This is a genomic window from Luteibacter yeojuensis (assembly GCF_000964085.1).
Classification (GTDB): Bacteria; Pseudomonadota; Gammaproteobacteria; order Xanthomonadales; family Rhodanobacteraceae; genus Luteibacter; species Luteibacter yeojuensis_A.
Genome location: NZ_JZRB01000011.1, coordinates 1 through 19063, shown reverse-complemented (window position 1 = coordinate 19063; position 19063 = coordinate 1). Strand labels below are relative to the sequence as shown.

Genomic DNA, 19063 nt, shown 5'->3' with positions numbered 1-19063 from the left:
GCCGTTCAATCAGGGGTGCAGCATGGCATAGATGCGTTCGGCGAGCCCGCGATCAATACCCTTGACGCTCATGAGTTCCTCGACGCCTGCGGCCTCGACACCGGCCAGGCCACCGAAGGCCTTGAGCAAGGCCGCGCGGCGCCGTGCGCCCACGCCGGCCACGTCCTCGAGCGTACTGCGCTCGCGGGCGGCTTCGCGCTTGCGCCGGTGGCCGCTGATGGCGAAACGATGCGCTTCGTCACGCACGGCCGCCACGAGGTGCAACGCGGGAGATGAGGTGCCGGGGTGCAGGGTCTCGCCGCTATCGGCCAGCACGAGGGTCTCTTCGCCCGCACGGCGCCCGGGGCCCTTCGCCACGCCCACCACGCGGATGCCCTCGACGCCCAGCTCGCGCAGCACGTCCATGGCCTGGGCCACCTGGCCGGTGCCACCGTCGATGAGGAGGATGTCAGGGCGCGCCCCGCCCTCCACCACCTTCCTGAAACGACGGGTCAGCGCCTGGTGCATGGCCGCGTAGTCGTCGCCCGGGGTGATGCCGGTGATGTTGAAGCGGCGGTAGTGCGACTTCTCCGGGCCCTCCGGGCCAAAGACGACGCAGGAGGCCACCGTGGCCTCGCCGCGGGTGTGGCTGATGTCGAAGCACTCAAGGCGACGCGGCGGTTCGTCCAGCGCCAGCACCTTCTGCAGGTCGTCGAAGCGGGCTAGCAGGGTATGCCGGCTGGCGAGGCGCGAGGTCAGCGCCGCGCTGGCGTTGCGCTGTGCCATCTCGAGGAACCGGGCCCGGTCGCCACGGACGCTGGGCTTCAGCTGCACCGTGTAACCCGCGTGCTGGGACAGCACGTCGGCGAGCACCTCCATGTCCTCCACCGGGTCGCTCAGCACCAGCTCGCGCGGCACCTGGCGCTCGAGGTAGTACTGCGCGATGAACTGCGAGAGCACATCACCCACTGCGGCATCGGTGCCCAGGCGCGGGAAGAAATCGCGCGAGCCCAGGCTCACGCCGTTGCGGAAGAACAGCACGCTGACGCAGGCCATGCCGCCGTCCATGCAGCAGGCGATGACATCCATGTCGGCGCTGGCGCCCTGGACGAAGTGCTGGGCCTGCAGCTTGCGCAGGGCGGCGACCTGGTCGCGCAGGCTGGCCGCGCGCTCGAAATGGAGCGAGGCGCTGGCCTGCTCCATGGCCTTGGCCAGTTCGTCGATCACGGCGCTGCTACGGCCCTCGAGGAACATCTCGGCGTGGCGCACGTCGTTCTTGTAATCGTCGACGCTGATGAGCTGGACACACGGCGCACTGCACCGGCCGATCTGGTGCTGCAGGCAGGGCCGCGAGCGGTTCCTGAAATAGCTGTCCTCGCACTGGCGCACCTTGAACAGCTTCTGCATGAGCCCAAGGCTCTCGCGCACAGCGAACGTGCTGGGGTACGGCCCGAAGTAACGCCCCGCCCCGCTCTTAGCACCGCGGTGGAACGCGAGCCGCGGGTAGTCCTCGCCGCCGGACAGATAAATGTAGGGGTAGCTCTTGTCGTCGCGCAGGACGATGTTGTAGCGCGGCTTGAGCGACTTGATGAGCTGCGACTCGAGCAGCAGCGCCTCGCCCGCGGTGCGGGTGAGCGTGACCTCGGCGCGGGCGATCTGCGACACCATGGAGGCGATGCGCGGATCCATGGGGGGCTTGAGGAAATAGTTGCCGACGCGCTTCTTGAGGTTCGCGGCCTTGCCGACGTACAGCAGCTCGTCGTCCGCGTCGAAGTAGCGGTAGACGCCGGCGGACGTGGTGAGGTGGCGGACGAAGGCCTTGCCGTCGAACGGGTGCGACTCAGATGGCTCCATGCCGGCATTTTAGCCGCTGAACGCCAACCGTGAATGAAAAAGCGCCGGCATGATGGGGACATGCCGGCGCCGACCTTCCTTGGGGGTTCGTCGCCTTCCGTCCTTGGTGCTACCGGCGACAGGGATAGGTTACGGATCCGGGCCTGCGGGCGCGCCCGGCGAAGCCCGGCAAAACGTGTCGGCGCCGCTCGACGGCGCGTGTCAGATAAACCCTACAAGCATGGCCTCATGCCAAGGCAGGGACAAGCATCGCCAGCAAGCTGGCTCCCACAGGCATGCCTGGCATGCTGGCTCCCACAGGCACGCCGGGAGAGGCTACACAGCGCCGCCCTGCCCCTGCAGCCAGCGCTCGGCGCGGGCCAGGTCGTCCGGGGTATCGATGCCCGCCGGGAACGGCTCGGGGGTGAGGTTCACCGAGATGGCGTGGCCATGCTCCAGCGCGCGCAGCTGTTCCAGCGACTCGGCCTGCTCCAGCGGCGTGCGCGGCAGCGCGGCCAGCCGGCGCAGGAAGCCGGCGCGGTACGCGTAAATGCCGATGTGGCGCAGGAACGGCACGCCCGGCGGCAGCACGTGGCGATCCTTTGCCAGCGCGTCACGCGCCCACGGCGCCGGGGCACGGGTGAAATACAGGGCCCGGCCGTTGCCGCCGCGCACCACCTTCACCACGTTCGGGTTGAAGAATTCCTCGGCGTCAGCGATGGGCGTGGCCAGGGTGGCCATGGGGGCGTCGTCGCCCGCCAGGGTATCGACCACGGCACGGATGCCCGCCGCCGGGGCGAACGGTTCGTCGCCCTGCAGGTTCACGACCACGGTGGCCTCGGGCCAGCCGTAGTGGCTGGCCACCTCCGCGATACGATCGGTGCCCGACGCGTGGTCGGGGCTCGTCATGCAGACAAGGATATCGCCCTGGCAGCCGTGCATTTCCGCGGCGACGCGGGCGTCATCGGTCGCCACCACCACCTGCGCCGCGCCGGCGCTGGCGGCGCGCATGGCCACGCGGCGGATCATCGACACGCCCCCGATCGGTAGCAGCGGCTTGCCCGGCAGGCGCGTGGAGGCGTATCGGGCGGGGACGACGACGACGTAGGGGGGAGTCTTGGGGGCCATGCTGTGCGGTCCGGGGCCGGGTCGGGGGCACATTATGGGGGAAGAGCAGGCCCCAAATTGAAACCCACCCCATTCGCAAGCTCAACAAACCCCGGAAACGACGTGGCCACGTTCGCGCAATCGCCGATCGTGATCGGCGCCGTGGCCACCAGCCCGGCGATGGCGAAGCTCATCGCGATGCGGTGATCGCCGTGGCTGTCGACGCTGCCGCCGCCGATGGGGCCGCCACGGATCATCGCGCCATCGGGCAGCTCGTCGATCATCACGCCGCAGGCCTTCAGGCCGTTGGCCATGGTGGCGATGCGGTCGGATTCCTTCACCCGCAGCTCGGCGGCGCCGCGGATGGTCGTCATGCCCTCGGCGCATGCCGCGGCCACGAACAGCGCGGGGAACTCGTCGATCATGTCGGGGACGATGTCGAGCGGCAGCGCCACGCCGTGCAGCGGGCGGTGGCGTACCACGAGGTCGGCGATGGCTTCGCCGCCGCTATGGCGTTCGTTTTCCACCGCGATATCGGCGCCCATCAGCTCCAGCGCGGCCAGCAGGCCGGTGCGGCGCGGGTTGAGGCCCACGCCCTTCAGGCGCAGCGCGGAACCCGGCACGACGCACGCGGCGACGATGAAGAACGCGGCTGACGAGAAATCCGCCGGCACGTCCACGTCGACGGCGCGCAGCGCGTGGCCGCCCTGCACTTTCGCCTTGCCTGGCGAATACTCGATGGGCCAGCCAAAGGCCTTCAGCATGCTCTCGGTGTAGTCGCGCGTCGGGTGCGGCTCGATCACTTCCGTCGTGCCCTCGGCGTACAACCCCGCCAGCAGCAGCGCGGACTTGATCTGCGCGCTGGCCACCGGGGAGTGGTACGTGATGCCCTTGAGCGGGCGGCCGCCATGGATGCGCAGCGGCGGCTTGCCGTCGTGGGTGTCGATCTGGGCGCCCATCTGGCCGAGCGGGTCGGTGACGCGGCGCATGGGCCGGCCCGACAGCGACGCATCGCCCACCAGCGTGGCATCGAAGCCCTGCCCCGCCAGCAAGCCGGCAAGCAGGCGCATGCCGGTGCCGGCGTTGCCACAATCGAGGGGCTCCGTGGTACCGCGCAGGCCGTGCAGGCCCACGCCGTGCACCACGCGCTCGCCCGGTGCGGGCGTGTCGAAGCGGACGCCGAGCTTGCCGAGGATGGCGGCGGTGGCGCGGGTGTCCTCGCCTTCGAGGAAGCCGCGGATGTGCGTGGTGCCTTCGGCGATGGCGCCGAACATCAGCGCGCGGTGCGACACGGATTTGTCGCCAGGCACGGCGATGTCGCCGCGCACGGGACCTCCCGCGCGGCTTACCCAATCCAGGCGGGTCATGGCAGGTTCTCCAGGAAACGTTTCAGTTCGCCACGGCTGCCGACGCTGACGCGCACGGTGTGCGGCAGGCCGTAGCCGCCCATGGGCCGGACGATGACGCCCTGTTCGAAGAGGTAGGCCTCGAACGCGGCGGCATCCTGGCCCAGGTCGACGAGCAGGAAGTTGGTTTGCGACGGCAGCACGCGCAGGCCGCGGGCGGTGAGCTCGTCGGCCAGCCACGCGCGGTCGCGGCGGTTGGTGTCGCGGACGCGTGCACGGTGCTCGTGGTCGCCCAGTGCCGCCTCGGCGGCGGCCAGCGCCACGCCGTTGACGTTGAACGACTCGCGCAGCCGCTCGGCCACGGCCGCCACCGTGGGGTGGCTGAGCATGTAGCCGATGCGCAGGCCCGCGAGGCCGTAGGCCTTCGAGAACGTGCGCGTCACGATGAGGTTGGGGAAACGCCCCAGCAGGTGCAGCGCGGTGCTGAGGCCGGCCGCGTCGACGTACTCGTGGTAAGCCTCGTCGACCACCACCAGCGTCTCGGCCGGCACCTTCGCGAGGAACTGCTCGAGTTCGGCATCGGTGAACCACGTGCCGGTCGGGTTGTTCGGGTTGGCGAGGTAGACCAGGCGCGTGGCGGGCGTGATCGCGGCGGCGATGGCCTCCAGGTCGTGCCCATAGGGCGCGGTGGCGTGGTCGGCGGGCAACGCCGGCACGGCGACGGCGGGTGCGCCCGCGGCGGCCGCCGCGATCGGGAATACCGCGAAACCGTACTGCGAATGCACCACCGGGTGTTCCGCATCGGCGAAGCACTGCGCGAGCAGCATCAGCAGTTCGTGCGAGCCGTTGCCCAGCGTGATGCTGCGCGTGGCGATGCCGAGCTCACCGGAGAGGCGCTGCTTCAGCGACGCACCGACCGGATCGGGGTAGCGCCAGATATCCTCCAGCACGCGGGTGGCCGCACGCGTGGCGTGCGGGCTCGGGCCCAGGGGGTTCTCGTTGGAACCCAGCTCGGAGAGCACGGCGCCGAAGCGGATGCGCAGCGCGGGGAGATCGTGGCCGGGATCGTAGGCACGCAGGGCCGACGTCGCCCGGTTGGCGAGCGCGGCGGCATCGAACGCGGCGGTCATGGCAGCGCGACGGGGTAGGAACCGAGCACGCGGACATCCGCGGCCGCCGGCTTCATTTCGTCCAGCGCGGCCTGCAGCGCTTCGTCGTCGACGTGGCCGGAGATATCGATGAAGAACGCGTACTGCCACTTACCCGTGTGCGCGGGGCGCGACTCGATGCGGTTCATGCTGATGCCGTGCTCGGCGAGCGGCTTGAGCACGTCGTACAACGCGCCGGGCTTGTCGCGCACGGATACCAGCAGCGAGGTGCGGTCGTTGCCCGAGCGCGGGAAGATGCTGCGGCCGATGACGAGGAAGCGGGTGGTGTTGTCGCTGCGGTCCTCGATGGGGCCGGCGACGATCTTCAGGCCATAGACGCGGGCGGCGGCGTCGCCGGCGATGGCGGCGGATTCCGGCGCGAGGCGCGCCATGCGCGCGGCCTCGGCGTTGCTGGAGACCGGGATGCGCTCGGCGTTCGGCAGGTTCACGCGCAGCCACGCCTGGCACTGCTGCAGCGATTGCGGATGCGAGTAGACGCGTTTCACGTCCTTCAGCTCACCGCTGAGCGACATGAGGTTCTGGTGCACGCGAAGTTCCACTTCGCCGCAGATGGTGGCTTTCGACACGAGGAACATGTCGAGCGTCATTTGGATCATGCCCTGCCCCGAGTTCTCCACCGGCACCACGCCGAAATCGGCGTTGCCCGCGGCCACTTCCTGGAACACCTCCTCGATGCTGCCCAGCGGCAGCCCGTAGGCGGCGTGGCCGAACTGCTTGCGCACGGCCTGCTCGCTGAAGGTGCCCTCGGGGCCGAGGAAGCCGATCTTCAACGGCTGTTGCTGTGACAGGCACGACGACATGATCTCGCGGAACAGGCGCACCAGCTCCGCGTTGGGCAGGGGGCCGTCGTTACGATCGATGACGCCGCGCAACACCTGGGCCTCGCGCTCGGGTCGGTAATACTCCACCGCCGCCTTCAACGGGCCCTTGGCCCGGCCGACCTGCTGTGCCCAACGGGCGCGCTCGCTGATGAGCGACTGCAGTTGCTGGTCGATGCTGTCGATGCGCTGGCGCGCCTCGGTCAGCGTGGCTTGTTTATCGGTGGAGCTCGGCTTACTCATGGACGTCCAGGCGGCTAAGTGGTTGCAATTGAAACGGTTATCACCGCAAACCCATGCTGCATTGCGGTGATCCCCGACTTTAACCGTGCCGCGTTGCAAAGTCCCGCATGAATTTCACAAGCACATCCACGGCCTCGGGCGGGACGGCGTTGTACAACGATGCGCGCATGCCGCCGACGGCCTTGTGGCCCTTGAGCGCGAGCAGGCCCGCGGCCTCGGACTCCTGCAGGAACGCTGCATCGAGCATGCTGTCGTGCAAGGTGAATGGCACGTTCATGCGCGAGCGCGACGCAAGCTCGACGGGGCTGCGGTAAAAACCGCCCGAGCCATCGATCGCGTCGTACAGCGTCTTCGCCTTCAGCGCGTTGCGCGCACCCATGGCCGCGAGGCCGCCCTGCGCTTCCAGCCATTCGAAGGTGAGGCCTGCGAGGTACCAGCCCCACGTGTTGGGTGTGTTGAGCATCGAATCGTTCGCGGCGTGCTCGGCGTAGCGGAAGATCTTCGCCATGGGGCGGCCGGCGCGCTCGAGCAGGTCGTCGCGCACCACCATCACCACGAGGCCCGATGGGCCGATGTTTTTCTGCGCGCCCGCATAGATGAGGCCGAAGCGCGATACGTCGACGGGTTCACTCAGGATGTTCGACGACATGTCGGCTACCAGCGGCACGCCGCCCACGTCGGGCACGTCGTGGAATTCCACGCCGTGGATGGTCTCGTTCGGCGTGTAGTGCACGTAGGCCGCGCCGGGGCTGAGCTGCCACGACGCGCGCGGCGGCAGCGCGAGGTAGTGGGCGGCTTCCGACGTGGCGGCCACGCGCGCGTCGATATAGGGCGCCGCCTCGCGCACGGCCTTCTCGCCCCAGTGGCCCGTGACGATGTAGTCGGCGTGGTCGCCGGGGCCGGCGAGGTTCATGGGGATCTGCGCGAAATGCTGCGTGGCGCCGCCCTGCAGGAACAGCACCTTGTAGTTCGCCGGTACGCCCAAGAGGCGGCGCAGGCGCGCTTCGGCGGCGGCGGCGAGCGCCATGAACGGCTTGCCGCGGTGGGACAGCTCCATGACGGAGGCCCCGGAACCGTTCCACTCGAGCAGTTCGGCCTGTGCGCGTTCGAGTACCGCTTCCGGCAGCGCCGCGGGTCCGGCGCTGAAATTCCAGGCTCTGCTCACGTGTCGTCCTATCGCATGGGTGAGCGGGCATTATGCCGCCCCCTGCGGGCGAAACGGGGGCCTAGAACGGCGCGAACAACACCACGGCGATGCCGGCGGCGAGCAGCGCGGCGGTGAGGATGAGCCACCACACGTCGCCGCGCGGCGCGGGCGCGTCATCGTCGTCGTGGGTTTCGGGCTCGGGCTCGGGCAGCGCCACCACCGGCTCGGCCGACCAGCCCGGGGCCTCGACGATGAAGCGGTGCGTGGCCAGCCCGATCTGGTCGCCTGGCTGCAGCACGGCGCGGACCGTACGCACGCCATTCACCCGAACCGCGTGCCGGGTGGGCACGCGCGAGGCATCGAGCACCAGCTCGTCGTCTTGCCACGCCACCGTGAGCAGCGCGGCGTCGTTGCCCGGCAGCTCCAGCGGCATGGCGCCGTGGGTGGCCCCGAGTTCGAGGCGGTCGCCGATGGCCACCAGGCGGCCCGAGAGCGGGCCGGCCACCGGGCGCAGCGCCGCCGTGCAGCGGGCGTCGGTGGGGTCGATGCGGTCACGGGTTTCGAGGTCGTCGTCGTCGCGGATGAGCATGCGGCAATCGCCCAGCGACAGGCTGTCGCCTGGGCGCAGCAGCGCTTTCTCGCGGACGGGCCGCGCGTTGACGTAGACGCGGCCGACGCCGGCGGCCACGTCGAGCACCATGCCGCGGCGGTCGCGGTGGATCGTGACGTGGCGCGGGGCCACCTGCACTTCGGAAACGACGAGGTCGTTGTCCTCCGCGCGGCCGATGGTGAGCACGGGCCGTGACCAGTGGAAATCACCGCGAGCCGAGCTGACGAATTCGATGCGCATGGAGGGACCGGACGGATGACGACGCGACTTTAGCAGAGTGCGGTATCTGATTGAACGCAAAGAATTCGCCGCGGTTCATCGGGGGCCGCTGCTAGACTCGCCTTTTTAACCCGGGAGACCCTCATGGCCAAGATCGACATCCGCCGCGCGCACGGCAAGAGCGCCGCCGAAGCCAGGGCGGTGGTGGACAAGGTGGGGGCCCGCATGGCCGAGAAGTTCGGCACCAAGGGCGCCTGGCAGGGTGATACCTACGCGTTCTCGGGCACCGGCGTGAAGGGTGGCATCGCTGTTTCCGACGCGGAGGTGCATGTCACGGCGGAGTTGGGGCTGATGTTGTCGGCGTTCAAAGCGAAGATCGAGGACGAGATCAGGGGGAAGCTTGATCAGTACTTTGTTTGAGGGGCATCGCGCGCAAGCGCGCTCCCACAAGGGGGGCGGGGGGCTGGGTGGCCTTGGGGCGGGGGGCATGCCATAATAGGGGACTATTGTGGCCACGCTGGCCCCTTACCTGACCGGAACACATGGCAAAAGACGACGTCATCGAAATGGAAGGCACGGTCCAGGAGACCCTGCCCAACACCATGTTCCGCGTGCAGCTCGAGAACGGGCACGTCATCACGGCCCACATCTCGGGGCGCATGCGCAAGCATTACATCCGCATCCTCACGGGCGACAAGGTGAAGGTCGAAATGACCCCCTACGACCTCACGAAGGGGCGCATCACCTACCGCATGAAGTAAGCGCCCAGCGCCACGTGCAGGTACAAAAAAAGCCGCGGCGCCTGCCGCGGCTTTTTTCATGCCCGGACGTTTTAGGCCTGGGCCAGCTCCGTGCGGCGCTCGATGATGCGCGACACGAGGCCATAGGTGATGGCTTCTTCCGCCGACATCCACAGGTCGCGCTCGATATCCGTGCGCACGCGCTCGATCGGCTGGCCGGTCTCGCGGGCGATGACGGCGGCGATGCGCTCGCGGGCCTTCATGATTTCCTTGGCCTGGATGGCGATGTCGGTGGCCTGGCCGCCTGCCCCGCCGCTGGGCTGGTGGATGAGGAAGCGGGTCTGCGGCAGGCACACGCGGCGCTCGCGCGGCACGCCCAGGAACAGGTGAGTGGCGGCACTGCCGACCCAGCCGGTGCCGACCATGTTCACGGGGGCGGTGATGAAGCGGAGCACGTCGTGGATGACGTCGCCCGACTCGAGGTGGCCACCCGGCGACGACACGATCATGTTGATCGGCGCGGCGGATTCGGCATCGAGCGCCAGCAGGCGGCGCACCGTCTCGGCGGCCGTGCTGTGGGAGATCGTGCCGAACAGCAGCACGGTGCGCGCGCGGAAAGCCTTCTCCTCAAGGAAGTTGCTGTCCTGGCCCTGCGAGGCCGGCGACGCGGTGGGGGTTTCGTGGTTGAACATCCAGGATCTCCGTGGGGTATCGGTTGCAAAGAAAAGCCGCGGCGGGCGCCGCGGCTCTTCGGGTCACGCAGGCATCTTACGCTTCCGCCGTGGCCGGTTCCGCCGACTCGGTTTCCACGTGCAGCTCGTCGCCATCGACCGAGAGGGTCACCTTGCCACCCTCGGCCAGCTTGCCGAACAGCAGCTCGTCGGCCAGGGCGCGCTTCACCTTGTCCTGGATGACGCGGGCCATGGGGCGTGCGCCCATCTGCGGGTCGAAGCCGTGCTCGGCCAGCCAGCGGCGGGCCTCCGGCGTGACATCGACGCTGACCTTCTTCTCGGCCAGCTGGGTTTCGAGTTCGATGAGGAACTTGTCCACCACGCGCAGGATGTGGTCGAAGTCGAGCGGGTTGAACTGGATGACGGCATCCAGGCGGTTGCGGAACTCGGGCGTGAACATGCGGCGGATGGTCTCCATGGCATCCGGCGAATGATTCTGCTTGACGAAGCCGATGCCGCGACGCGAGGCCAGCGCGGCGCCGGCGTTCGTCGTCATGATCACGATGACGTTCTTGAAGTTCGCCTCGCGGCCGTTGGTATCGGTGAGCACGCCGCGGTCCATCACCTGCAGCAGGATGTTGTACACATCCGGGTGTGCCTTCTCGATTTCGTCCAGCAGCAGCACGCAGTGCGGGTGCTTGGTGATCTGCTCGGTGAGCAGGCCACCCTGGTCGAAGCCCACGTAGCCCGGGGGCGCACCGACCAGGCGCGACACCGAATGGGCTTCCATGTACTCGGACATGTCGAAGCGAACCATCTCGATGCCGAGCTGCATGGCGAGCTGGCGGGTCACCTCGGTCTTGCCAACGCCCGTGGGGCCGGCGAGCAGGAAGCTGCCGATGGGCTTGGACGGATCGCCCAGGCCCGAGCGCGCCATCTTGATCGACGACGACAGCGCCTCGATGGCGGCATCTTGGCCGAACACGACCATCTTGAGGTTGCGCTCAAGGTTGCGCAGCACGTCGCGATCCGACGCCGAGACCTGCTTGGCGGGGATGCGGGCCATCTTGGCCACGATGTACTCGATCTCGGCCACGTCGATCTTGCCGGTGCGCTCTTCCTCCGGCAGCAGGCGCTGGCGGGCGCCGGCCTCGTCGATGACGTCGATGGCCTTGTCGGGCAGCAGGCGGTCGGGGATGTGTTTCACCGAGAGGTCGACGGCCGCGCGCAGGGCTTCGCCGGTGTATTCCACCGAGTGGTGCTCTTCGAAGCGGGTCTTCAGGCCCTTCAGGATCTCGATGGAATCGGCCACGGTGGGCTCGACCACGTCGATTTTCTGGAAGCGACGGGCCAGGGCGCGGTCCTTCTCGAAGATGCCGCGGAATTCCTGGAACGTGGTGGAGCCGATGCAGCGCAGCTCGCCCGAGGCCAGCATGGGCTTGATGAGGTTCGAGGCATCCATGGTGCCACCCGACGCCGAGCCGGCGCCGATGATGGTGTGGATCTCGTCGATGAAGAGAATGGCGTTCGGCTGCTTCTTCAGCTGGCCGATGACGGCCTTGAGGCGCTTCTCAAAATCGCCGCGGTACTTGGTGCCGGCCACCAGCGCGCCGAGGTCGAGCGACCAGATGGTGCAGTCCTCGAGCACTTCGGGCACCTGCCCTTCGACGATGCGCTTGGCCAGGCCCTCGGCCAGCGCGGTCTTGCCCACGCCGGCCTCGCCGACGTAGAGCGGGTTGTTCTTGCGCCGGCGGCAGAGCACCTGGATGGTGCGCTCCACCTCGTCCTGGCGGCCGATGAGCGGGTCGATCTTGCCCTGGATGGCCAGTTCGTTGAGGTTGCTGGCGTACTCGCTGAGCGGGTTGCCCTTGCCCTCGCCGCCTTCCTCGCCGTCGCGCTCGGCGCTGGAGGGCGCCGCGGCGGATTCATCGCTGATCTTGGCGATGCCGTGCGAGATGTAATTCACCACGTCGAGGCGCGTGATTTCCTGCTGGTGCAGGAAATAGACGGCGTGGCTGTCCTTTTCGCCGAAGATGGCGACCAGGACGTTGGCCCCGGTGACTTCCTTACGGCCCGACGATTGCACGTGGTACACGGCGCGCTGGAGCACGCGCTGGAAGCCCAGCGTGGGCTGGGTATCGCGCTCGTCGCCAGCGGGGAGGACCGGGACGGTTTCGGCGATGATGCGCTGCAGATCGGCCGCAAGACGCGGGAGATCGACGCCACAGGCGCGCAGGGCGGCCAGGGCGGAGGTGTTTTCGGTGAGGGCGAGCAGGAGGTGCTCCACGGTCATGAACTCGTGGCGCTGCTCCCGGGCCTGCTTGTAGCAGTGCCCGATGGTGACTTCGAGATCCTTGCTGAACATACGGACCGTCTCCGATAGCTGTGGGCGGCGGGTTCTTAGCCCTTGTGAGTGCCGCATGAACTCCAGATGGGGGATCTGCTACATCTTTTCCATAGTGCACAACAGCGGGTGTTGATGGGACCGTGAGTACTCGTTGACCTGGGTCACCTTCGTTTCTGCCACCTCGCGGGTGAACACGCCGCACACGCCCTTGCCGCGGGTGTGGACATGCAGCATGACCTGCACCGCCCGCTCCTGGTCCATCCCGAAGAAGCTCCGCAGCACCTCGACCACGAAATCCATGGGCGTGAAGTCGTCGTTCAGCAGGACGACCTGGAACAGGGGCGGCTTGGCCGTCTCGGGGCGAGACGTCTCAATGGCCAGGCCGGTGCCGCGTTCGCTTTCCTGATCGTGTTCGTGTTCCTGGGACATTAATTGAGAACCTTCGGTACGCGATTCGATTATATACACCGGACTTCGCCCCCTTTCGGGGTCGATTTCCACAGGTGATGGCACAATATGTCTTTTTCCAGAGCCACCCCTCCCATTCGTCAGATGACCCAGACCGCATCCCCGGCCGAAAACGTGTGGTGCCCGCGTGTGACCGTGGCGTGCGTCGTCGCGCGCGGCGACCGCTACCTGATGGTGGAAGAAGAGGTGTTTGGCGAGGTCGCCTACAACCAGCCCGCCGGCCATCTCGACCCGGGCGAGACCCTGCAGGCCGCCACCGTGCGCGAGGCCTTGGAGGAAACCGGCCACACCGTGGTGCTGGAGGCCTTCCTGGGCGCCTGGCAGTGGCTAAGCCCCGAGCACGGCGAGCAGGTGCTGCGCTTCGCGTTCAGTGGCCGCGCGGTGGCCCACGACCCGGCACGGGCCCTCGACACCGGCATCCGCCGCGCGCTGTGGCTCCGCCGCGACGAGATCGCGGCCCTCGGGCCGCGCCTGCGCAGCCCCCTCATCCTCGACACCATCGATGCCTGGCTGGCCGGGCGCCGGCTGCCGCTCGATACCGTGGCCAGCCTCCTGCCGGGGGCGCGGCCGTGAAGGTGATTCTCGGCGTCTCTGGCGGCGTGGATTCCTCCGTCGCCGCCATCCTGCTGCAACAGGCCGGCCACGACGTGGAGGGCATGTTCATGCAGAACTGGGAGGAGGACGACCGCAGCGGCCCCTGCACCACCGACGACGACCGCCGCGACGCCGTTGCCGTCTGCGGCCGGCTGGGCATCCCCTTCCACGCCCGCAACTTCGCCAGCGAGTACTGGGACGGCGTGTTCGCGCATTTCCTGGCGGAGTACGCGGCCGGCCGCACGCCCAACCCCGACGTGCTCTGCAACCGCGAGATCAAGTTCAAGACCTTCCTGGAGCATGCCCAGGCCCTCGGCGCGGAGAAGATCGCGACGGGCCACTACGCGCGGGTCGACCTCCAGGCCGGCCGCTACCGCCTGCTCCGCGCGGTCGACGCCGCGAAGGACCAGACCTACTTCCTCCACGCCCTGGGCCAGCGCCAGCTCTCGGCCACGCTGTTCCCGGTGGGCGAGATCGAGAAACCGCTAGTCCGCGAGATGGCCCGCGACGCGGGGCTGCCCACGGCCGCGAAGAAGGATTCCACCGGCATCTGCTTCATCGGCGAGCGCGATTTCCGCGCGTTCCTGGCGCAGTACCTGCCCGCGAAGCCCGGCGCCATGGTCGACCCCGCTGGCCGCGCCGTCGGCGAGCACCAGGGCGTCATGTATTACACGCTGGGCCAGCGCAACGGCCTGGGCATCGGTGGCCGCGCCGATGCGCCCAACGAACCCTGGTATGTCGTGGGCAAGGACGTGCCCGGCAACACCCTCATCGTGGCGCAAGGCGGCGAGAACCACTGGCTGCAATCCACCCGCCTGTTCGCCACCGACGCCACGTGGGTGGCGGGCGAGCCGCCGGGGCTATCCTTCCGCTGCACCGCGAAGACGCGCTACCGCCAGGCCGACCAGGCCTGCAGCGTCGACGTCCGCGGCGACACCCTTCACGTCACCTTCGACGACCCGCAGCGCGCCGTCACGCCCGGCCAGTCGGTGGTGCTGTACGACGGCGAGGCCTGCCTGGGCGGCGCCGTCATCGCGTCCACCGATGCCGCGTATGGCGGCCTCGCATGACGCGCCCCACCCATCGCACCACCCCCGATCGCGCGCAAGCGCGCTCCTACAAGAGCTGTTCCGCATGAATGAAGAGCGCGTCCTGGCCCTGGCCGGCGTATTCCAGGGCGCGGCCCTCGCCCAGCAGATGGCCACCGAGGGCCGCTGCGACGAGGCCGCGTATGAAGCCAGCATCGCCAGCGTCTTCCGCATCGATTCCGATACGGTGGCGGGCGTGTACGGCAACGTGGCCGGCGTGCGCCGTGGCCTGCGCACGCTGGTGAACCAGTTCGAGGAACAGACGCGCGACGTGGCCGTCATGCGCATGGGCGTCACGGTGCTGCGCCTCGAGCGCTCGCTGTCGCGCCACCGCGCCCTGCTCGACAGCCTGCACGATGGCATCGTGGCCACGCAGCGGCAGGTGGAGCATTTCGGCATCACGCACCCCAACGTGGCCGCGCGCCTGGCCGAGGTCTACGCCAACACCCTTTCGACCCTCAAGCCGCGGGTCATGGTCACGGGCAACCCCACCCACCTGCAGCAGAAGGCCAACGTCGACCGGGTGCGCGCCAGCCTGCTGGCAGCCGTCCGCTCCGCGGTGCTGTGGCACCAGCTGGGTGGCAGGCAGTGGCACATGCTGTTCCAGGGCAAGCAGACGGCGATGCTGGCGCGGGGCTTGTTGACCGGCTCCACCCTCGACAACGGGTTCTGAAAACACGCCCATGTAGGAGCCCACACCGTGGGCGACAGCTTTTCGCGAGGAGCCTTCGCCCACAGGGGTGGGCTCCTACATTAAGCGTTACGTCGCGGCGTCGAGGCCCGGGATGGTCACGGCCAGCTGCTTCAGCAGCGCGGCGAAACCCAGCAGGTCGTCGCGCCAGGGCGAGGCGCTGCGCCAGTAGAGGGCGATATGCCGGCCGGGCCGCGCGCCAGCCACGCCGGCCAGCACCACGTTCGGGATCGACTGCAGCCGCTCGTGCGCCAGGACGGGCACCAGGGTGTAGCCGCCGCGCAGGGCCACCAGGGTGGCCAGGCTTTCGATCGAAAGATCCTGGATGCGCTCGGGCCGCGCCGCCCCAGGCATGCCGAGATCGGACACCCCGTTGCCGTGGCTTTCGGCCATGAGCGTGGCATCCGAGGCGTCCAGTTCGGTGAGCGCCACCTCGGCCTGCCCCGCCAGGGGGTGGCCCTTGTGCAGCATCAGCTCGTACGGTTCGAAGAACAGCGCCGTGGAATCCAGCCCGGTGATGGTGGCGCTGGGCGGCGCCAGCACGGCGTCGAGCTCGCCCTCGCCGAGCCGGCGCAGCAGCCCGCGGGGCTTGCCTTCGGAAATGGTGAGCCGCGCGCCGGGGAACCGCTGCGGGAACGGCTCGATCACGTGCGGCAGGAAATAGGGCCCGAGCGTGGACGGCACGCCAACGCGCAGCTCGCCGCCAAAGGCGATATCGCCGGCACGGGCCGCGTGTTCCAGGTGCTCGGCGGCGTTCAGCACGGCCTCGATGTAGCCCAGCAGCCGCTGGCCCGCGGTGGTGGGCACGATGCGGCGCCCGCCGCGCTCGAACAGGGGCATGCCCAGCGCCTGTTCCACCTTCTGCACCTGGTGGGAGAGGCCCGAGGGGCTGATGTACATGGCGCGGGCGGCGCTGTTGAAACTGCCCTCGCGGGCCACGGCCTGCACCAGGGCCAGGTCGCGCAGGGAGACCGATGACAGGGCCATCGAAATCATCGAACGCTGCGTGCCATCAAATGCGTTTGCACCCATCCGCCCCCGCCCTCATCCTTTTGCCGCCGAATTTCGCGCATTGTAACGGACCCCACGTCTCACGGCGGTCGCATACCAGCCACGGACTGCGCGATAATCGACGCTTTGGCGCGCCCCGCCCGGGGCCGCCAGGCCTCCCCAGCTAAAGATAGCCACGCCAGGAGTACAGCATGAAAGACTCGTTCTCAGTCGCAGACCATATCGAAGTCAACGGCAAGCGCCACAAGATCGCCAGCCTGGCCAAGCTGGGCCAGCAGTTCGACCTGAAGCGCCTGCCCTTCTCGATGAAAATCCTGCTCGAGAACCTGCTCCGCCAGGAAGACGGCGTGAACGTCACGGCGAAGGAAATCGAAGCCGTGGCCAAGTGGGACGCCAAGGCCGAGCCGGATACCGAGATTTCGTTCATGCCCGCCCGCGTGGTCCTGCAGGACTTCACCGGCGTGCCGTGCGTGGTCGACCTCGCCGCCATGCGCGACGCCGTGAAGAAGCTCGGCGGCAACCCCGACAAGATCAACCCGCTGGCGCCCGCCGAACTGGTCATCGACCACTCGGTGCAGGTCGACGCGTTCGGTTCGGACAACGCGCTGGAGCAGAACGTCGAGATCGAGTTCGAGCGCAACCAGGAGCGTTACTCGTTCCTGCGCTGGGGCCAGAAGGCCTTCAACAACTTCAAGGTCGTGCCGCCGCGCACGGGCATCGTCCACCAGGTGAACCTGGAAAACCTCGCCCGCGTCGTCTTCACCAATGACGTGGACGGCGAGTCGTTCGCCTACCCCGATACCGTGTTCGGCACCGACTCGCACACCACGATGATCAACGGCATCGGCGTGCTGGGCTGGGGCGTGGGCGGCATCGAAGCCGAAGCGGCCATGCTCGGCCAGCCCTCGTCGATGCTCATCCCGCAGGTCGTCGGTTTCCGCCTCAAGGGCAAGCTGGGCGAAGGCGTCACCGCCACCGACCTCGTGCTCACCGTCACCCAGATGCTGCGCAAGCTCGGCGTCGTCGGCAAGTTCGTCGAGTTCTTCGGCCCGGGCCTGCAGAACCTGCCCCTGGCCGACCGCGCCACCATCGCCAACATGGCCCCGGAATACGGCGCCACCTGCGGCATCTTCCCGATCGACCAGGAGGCGCTGAACTACATGCGCCTGTCGGGTCGCGACGAGGGCCAGATCAAGCTGGTGGAAACCTACGCGAAGGCCCAGAACCTGTGGCACGACGCGAACACGCCTGAAGCCGAGTTCACCACGGTGCTCGAGCTGGACATGGCCGACGTCAAGCCGTCGCTGGCCGGCCCCAAGCGCCCGCAGGATCGCGTGCTGCTCGAAGGCGTGCAGCAGAGCTTCCTCGACGTGGTCGGCCCGCTCACCGCCAACCGCAAGACCAAGAACGGCGACACCTCGCGCTTCAGCAATGAAGGCGGCGGCACCGCCATCGGCAACGAAGCCAACGGCATCAACGAGGAGGGCGTGCACGTCCACAAGGACGGCAAGGATTTCCGCATCAACGATGGCTCGGTGGTCATCGCCGCCATCACCTCGTGCACCAACACCTCGAACCCGGCCGTCATGCTCGCCGCCGGCCTGGTGGCGAAGAAGGCCGCCGCGCGCGGCCTCACCGCCAAGCCGTGGGTCAAGCCCTCGCTCGGCCCGGGTTCGCTCGTGGTCACCGATTACCTGAAGAAGACCGGCCTGCTCGAGGAACTCGAGAAGGTGAACTTCTACGTGGTCGGCTACGGCTGCACCACCTGCATCGGTAACTCCGGCCCGCTGCCGGCCGAGATCAGCAAGGGCATCGCCGAAGGCGACCTGGCCGTGGCGTCGGTGCTCTCGGGCAACCGCAACTTCGAAGGCCGCGTGCACCCCGAGGTGAAGATGAACTACCTGGCCTCGCCGCCGCTGGTGGTCGCCTACGCCCTGGCCGGCACGCTCAACATCGACCTGACCAAGGATGCGATCGGCACGGGCAGCGATGGCCAGCCGGTGTACCTGAAGGACATCTGGCCGAGCAACCAGGAAATCTCCGACCTCATCGCCGGCGCCATCAGCCCCGAGATGTTCAAGGCCAGCTACGCCGACGTGTTCAAGGGCGACAGCCGCTGGAACCAGATCGCCTCGCCGGATGGCCAGACCTACGCGTGGGATGATTCCACCTACATCAAGAACCCGCCCTACTTCGACGGCATGGCCGCCGAGGCCGGCACCATCGAAGACATCCACGGTGCGCGCGCCATGGGCATCTTCGGTGACTCGATCACCACCGACCACATCTCGCCGGCCGGCTCGATCAAGAAGGACAGCCCGGCGGGCCGCTTCCTCATCTCGCGTGGCGTCGAACCGAAGGACTTCAACTCCTACGGCTCGCGTCGCGGCAACGACGACGTGATGGTCCGCGGCACGTTCGCCAACATCCGTATCAAGAACCTGATGCTCGATGGCGTCGAGGGTGGCTACACCAAGTACATCCCGACCGGCGAGCAGATGGCGATCTACGACGCCGCCATGAAGTACAAGGCCGACGGCACCCCGCTGGTCGTGCTGGGTGGCAAGGAGTACGGCACCGGTTCGTCGCGTGACTGGGCCGCCAAGGGCACCCTGCTGCTGGGCGTCAAGGCCGTCATCACCGAGAGCTTCGAGCGCATCCACCGCTCCAACCTGGTCGGCATGGGCGTGCTGCCCTGCCAGTTCCAGGACGGCGAGAACGCGCAGACGCTCGGCCTGAAGGGCGACGAAGTGTTCGACATCACCGGCCTCAACGGCGGCGAGTCGAAGACCGCGCAGGTGAAGGCCACGCGCCCCGATGGCTCGGTGAAGGAGTTCACCGTCAAGGTGCTGCTGCTCACCCCGAAGGAACGCGAGTTCTTCCGCCACGGCGGCATCCTGCAGTACGTGCTTCGCCAGCTGGCGAAGGCCGCATAAGAACAAGCCCCGGGGTAACCCGGGGCTTTTTTTTGGTTCTTCGCGG

The 19063-nt window shown here is 68.1% G+C and carries 17 protein-coding genes; 6 read left to right on the top strand and 11 right to left on the bottom strand.

The genetic code is table 11. The features are described from left to right. Positions 1 to 9 precede the first annotated feature (9 nt). The 7 genes from uvrC to VI08_RS05685 form a co-directional block, all read right to left on the bottom strand. Positions 10 to 1833 (bottom strand): excinuclease ABC subunit UvrC, encoded by a 1824-nt coding sequence (uvrC, locus tag VI08_RS05715; RefSeq protein ID WP_045828603.1) that lies wholly within the window; start codon positions 1831 to 1833, stop codon positions 10 to 12. A gap of 315 nt (positions 1834 to 2148) precedes the next feature. Continuing rightward, positions 2149 to 2940: a 3-deoxy-manno-octulosonate cytidylyltransferase gene (gene kdsB, locus VI08_RS05710; RefSeq protein ID WP_045828602.1), complete on the bottom strand. Its 792-nt coding sequence runs from the start codon at positions 2938 to 2940 to the stop codon at positions 2149 to 2151. A gap of 32 nt (positions 2941 to 2972) precedes the next feature. After that, entirely contained in the window at positions 2973 to 4286 is a 1314-nt protein-coding gene (aroA, locus tag VI08_RS05705; protein WP_045828601.1) for a 3-phosphoshikimate 1-carboxyvinyltransferase, read from the bottom strand. Continuing rightward, positions 4283 to 5395 (bottom strand): histidinol-phosphate transaminase, encoded by a 1113-nt coding sequence (gene hisC / locus VI08_RS05700; RefSeq protein ID WP_045828600.1) that lies wholly within the window; start codon positions 5393 to 5395, stop codon positions 4283 to 4285. The genes aroA and hisC overlap by 4 nt, the downstream gene beginning before the upstream one ends. After that, complete coding sequence (gene pheA, locus VI08_RS05695; protein WP_045828599.1) at positions 5392 to 6495, bottom strand: prephenate dehydratase; 1104 nt, start codon at positions 6493 to 6495, stop codon at positions 5392 to 5394. The genes hisC and pheA overlap by 4 nt, the downstream gene beginning before the upstream one ends. A 79-nt stretch (positions 6496 to 6574) precedes the next feature. Further along, positions 6575 to 7660 (bottom strand): 3-phosphoserine/phosphohydroxythreonine transaminase, encoded by a 1086-nt coding sequence (serC, locus tag VI08_RS05690; RefSeq protein ID WP_045828598.1) that lies wholly within the window; start codon positions 7658 to 7660, stop codon positions 6575 to 6577. A 61-nt stretch (positions 7661 to 7721) separates the two neighbouring features. Next, positions 7722 to 8492 carry an FHA domain-containing protein gene (locus VI08_RS05685; RefSeq protein WP_045828597.1) on the bottom strand — a complete coding sequence of 257 codons (771 nt, stop codon included), beginning with the start codon at positions 8490 to 8492 and terminating at the stop codon, positions 7722 to 7724. Between the two features lie 123 nt (positions 8493 to 8615). Here VI08_RS05685 and VI08_RS05680 point away from each other — a divergent pair, with 123 nt between their 5' ends. Then, positions 8616 to 8891 carry a polyhydroxyalkanoic acid system family protein gene (locus VI08_RS05680; protein ID WP_045828596.1) on the top strand — a complete coding sequence of 92 codons (276 nt, stop codon included), beginning with the start codon at positions 8616 to 8618 and terminating at the stop codon, positions 8889 to 8891. A 122-nt stretch (positions 8892 to 9013) separates the two neighbouring features. Further along, complete coding sequence (gene infA / locus VI08_RS05675) at positions 9014 to 9232, top strand: translation initiation factor IF-1 (RefSeq protein WP_019466733.1); 219 nt, start codon at positions 9014 to 9016, stop codon at positions 9230 to 9232. A 71-nt stretch (positions 9233 to 9303) separates the two neighbouring features. On the opposite strand, the gene VI08_RS05670 is transcribed toward infA, so the two are convergent. The 3 genes from VI08_RS05670 to clpS form a co-directional block, all read right to left on the bottom strand. Then, positions 9304 to 9903: an ATP-dependent Clp protease proteolytic subunit gene (locus tag VI08_RS05670; protein ID WP_045828595.1), complete on the bottom strand. Its 600-nt coding sequence runs from the start codon at positions 9901 to 9903 to the stop codon at positions 9304 to 9306. A 76-nt stretch (positions 9904 to 9979) separates the two neighbouring features. After that, on the bottom strand, positions 9980 to 12247 hold the full coding sequence (clpA, locus tag VI08_RS05665) for an ATP-dependent Clp protease ATP-binding subunit ClpA (RefSeq protein WP_045828594.1): 2268 nt from the start codon (positions 12245 to 12247) through the stop codon (positions 9980 to 9982). A gap of 78 nt (positions 12248 to 12325) precedes the next feature. Then, the gene (gene clpS, locus VI08_RS05660; RefSeq protein ID WP_045828593.1) at positions 12326 to 12658 is read right to left on the bottom strand and encodes an ATP-dependent Clp protease adapter ClpS; all 333 of its coding nucleotides are present in this window, start codon (positions 12656 to 12658) and stop codon (positions 12326 to 12328) included. A gap of 123 nt (positions 12659 to 12781) precedes the next feature. Between clpS and VI08_RS05655 the strand changes: the two genes are divergently transcribed. From VI08_RS05655 to hflD, 3 genes are all read left to right on the top strand, one after another. Then, a complete protein-coding gene (locus tag VI08_RS05655; protein WP_045828592.1) occupies positions 12782 to 13270 on the top strand; it encodes an NUDIX hydrolase in 489 nt (162 codons plus the stop codon). Continuing rightward, positions 13267 to 14361 (top strand): tRNA 2-thiouridine(34) synthase MnmA, encoded by a 1095-nt coding sequence (gene mnmA, locus VI08_RS05650; protein ID WP_045828591.1) that lies wholly within the window; start codon positions 13267 to 13269, stop codon positions 14359 to 14361. The genes VI08_RS05655 and mnmA overlap by 4 nt, the downstream gene beginning before the upstream one ends. A 64-nt stretch (positions 14362 to 14425) precedes the next feature. After that, positions 14426 to 15052 carry a high frequency lysogenization protein HflD gene (gene hflD, locus VI08_RS05645; RefSeq protein ID WP_045828590.1) on the top strand — a complete coding sequence of 209 codons (627 nt, stop codon included), beginning with the start codon at positions 14426 to 14428 and terminating at the stop codon, positions 15050 to 15052. Between the two features lie 87 nt (positions 15053 to 15139). On the opposite strand, the gene VI08_RS05640 is transcribed toward hflD, so the two are convergent. Next, positions 15140 to 16066: a LysR family transcriptional regulator gene (locus VI08_RS05640; RefSeq protein ID WP_084621296.1), complete on the bottom strand. Its 927-nt coding sequence runs from the start codon at positions 16064 to 16066 to the stop codon at positions 15140 to 15142. 206 nt (positions 16067 to 16272) lie between these two features. Between VI08_RS05640 and acnA the strand changes: the two genes are divergently transcribed. After that, positions 16273 to 19017, top strand: a complete 2745-nt coding sequence (acnA, locus tag VI08_RS05635; RefSeq protein WP_045828588.1) for an aconitate hydratase AcnA — start codon at positions 16273 to 16275, stop codon at positions 19015 to 19017. The last annotated feature ends 46 nt before the right edge of the window (positions 19018 to 19063 follow it).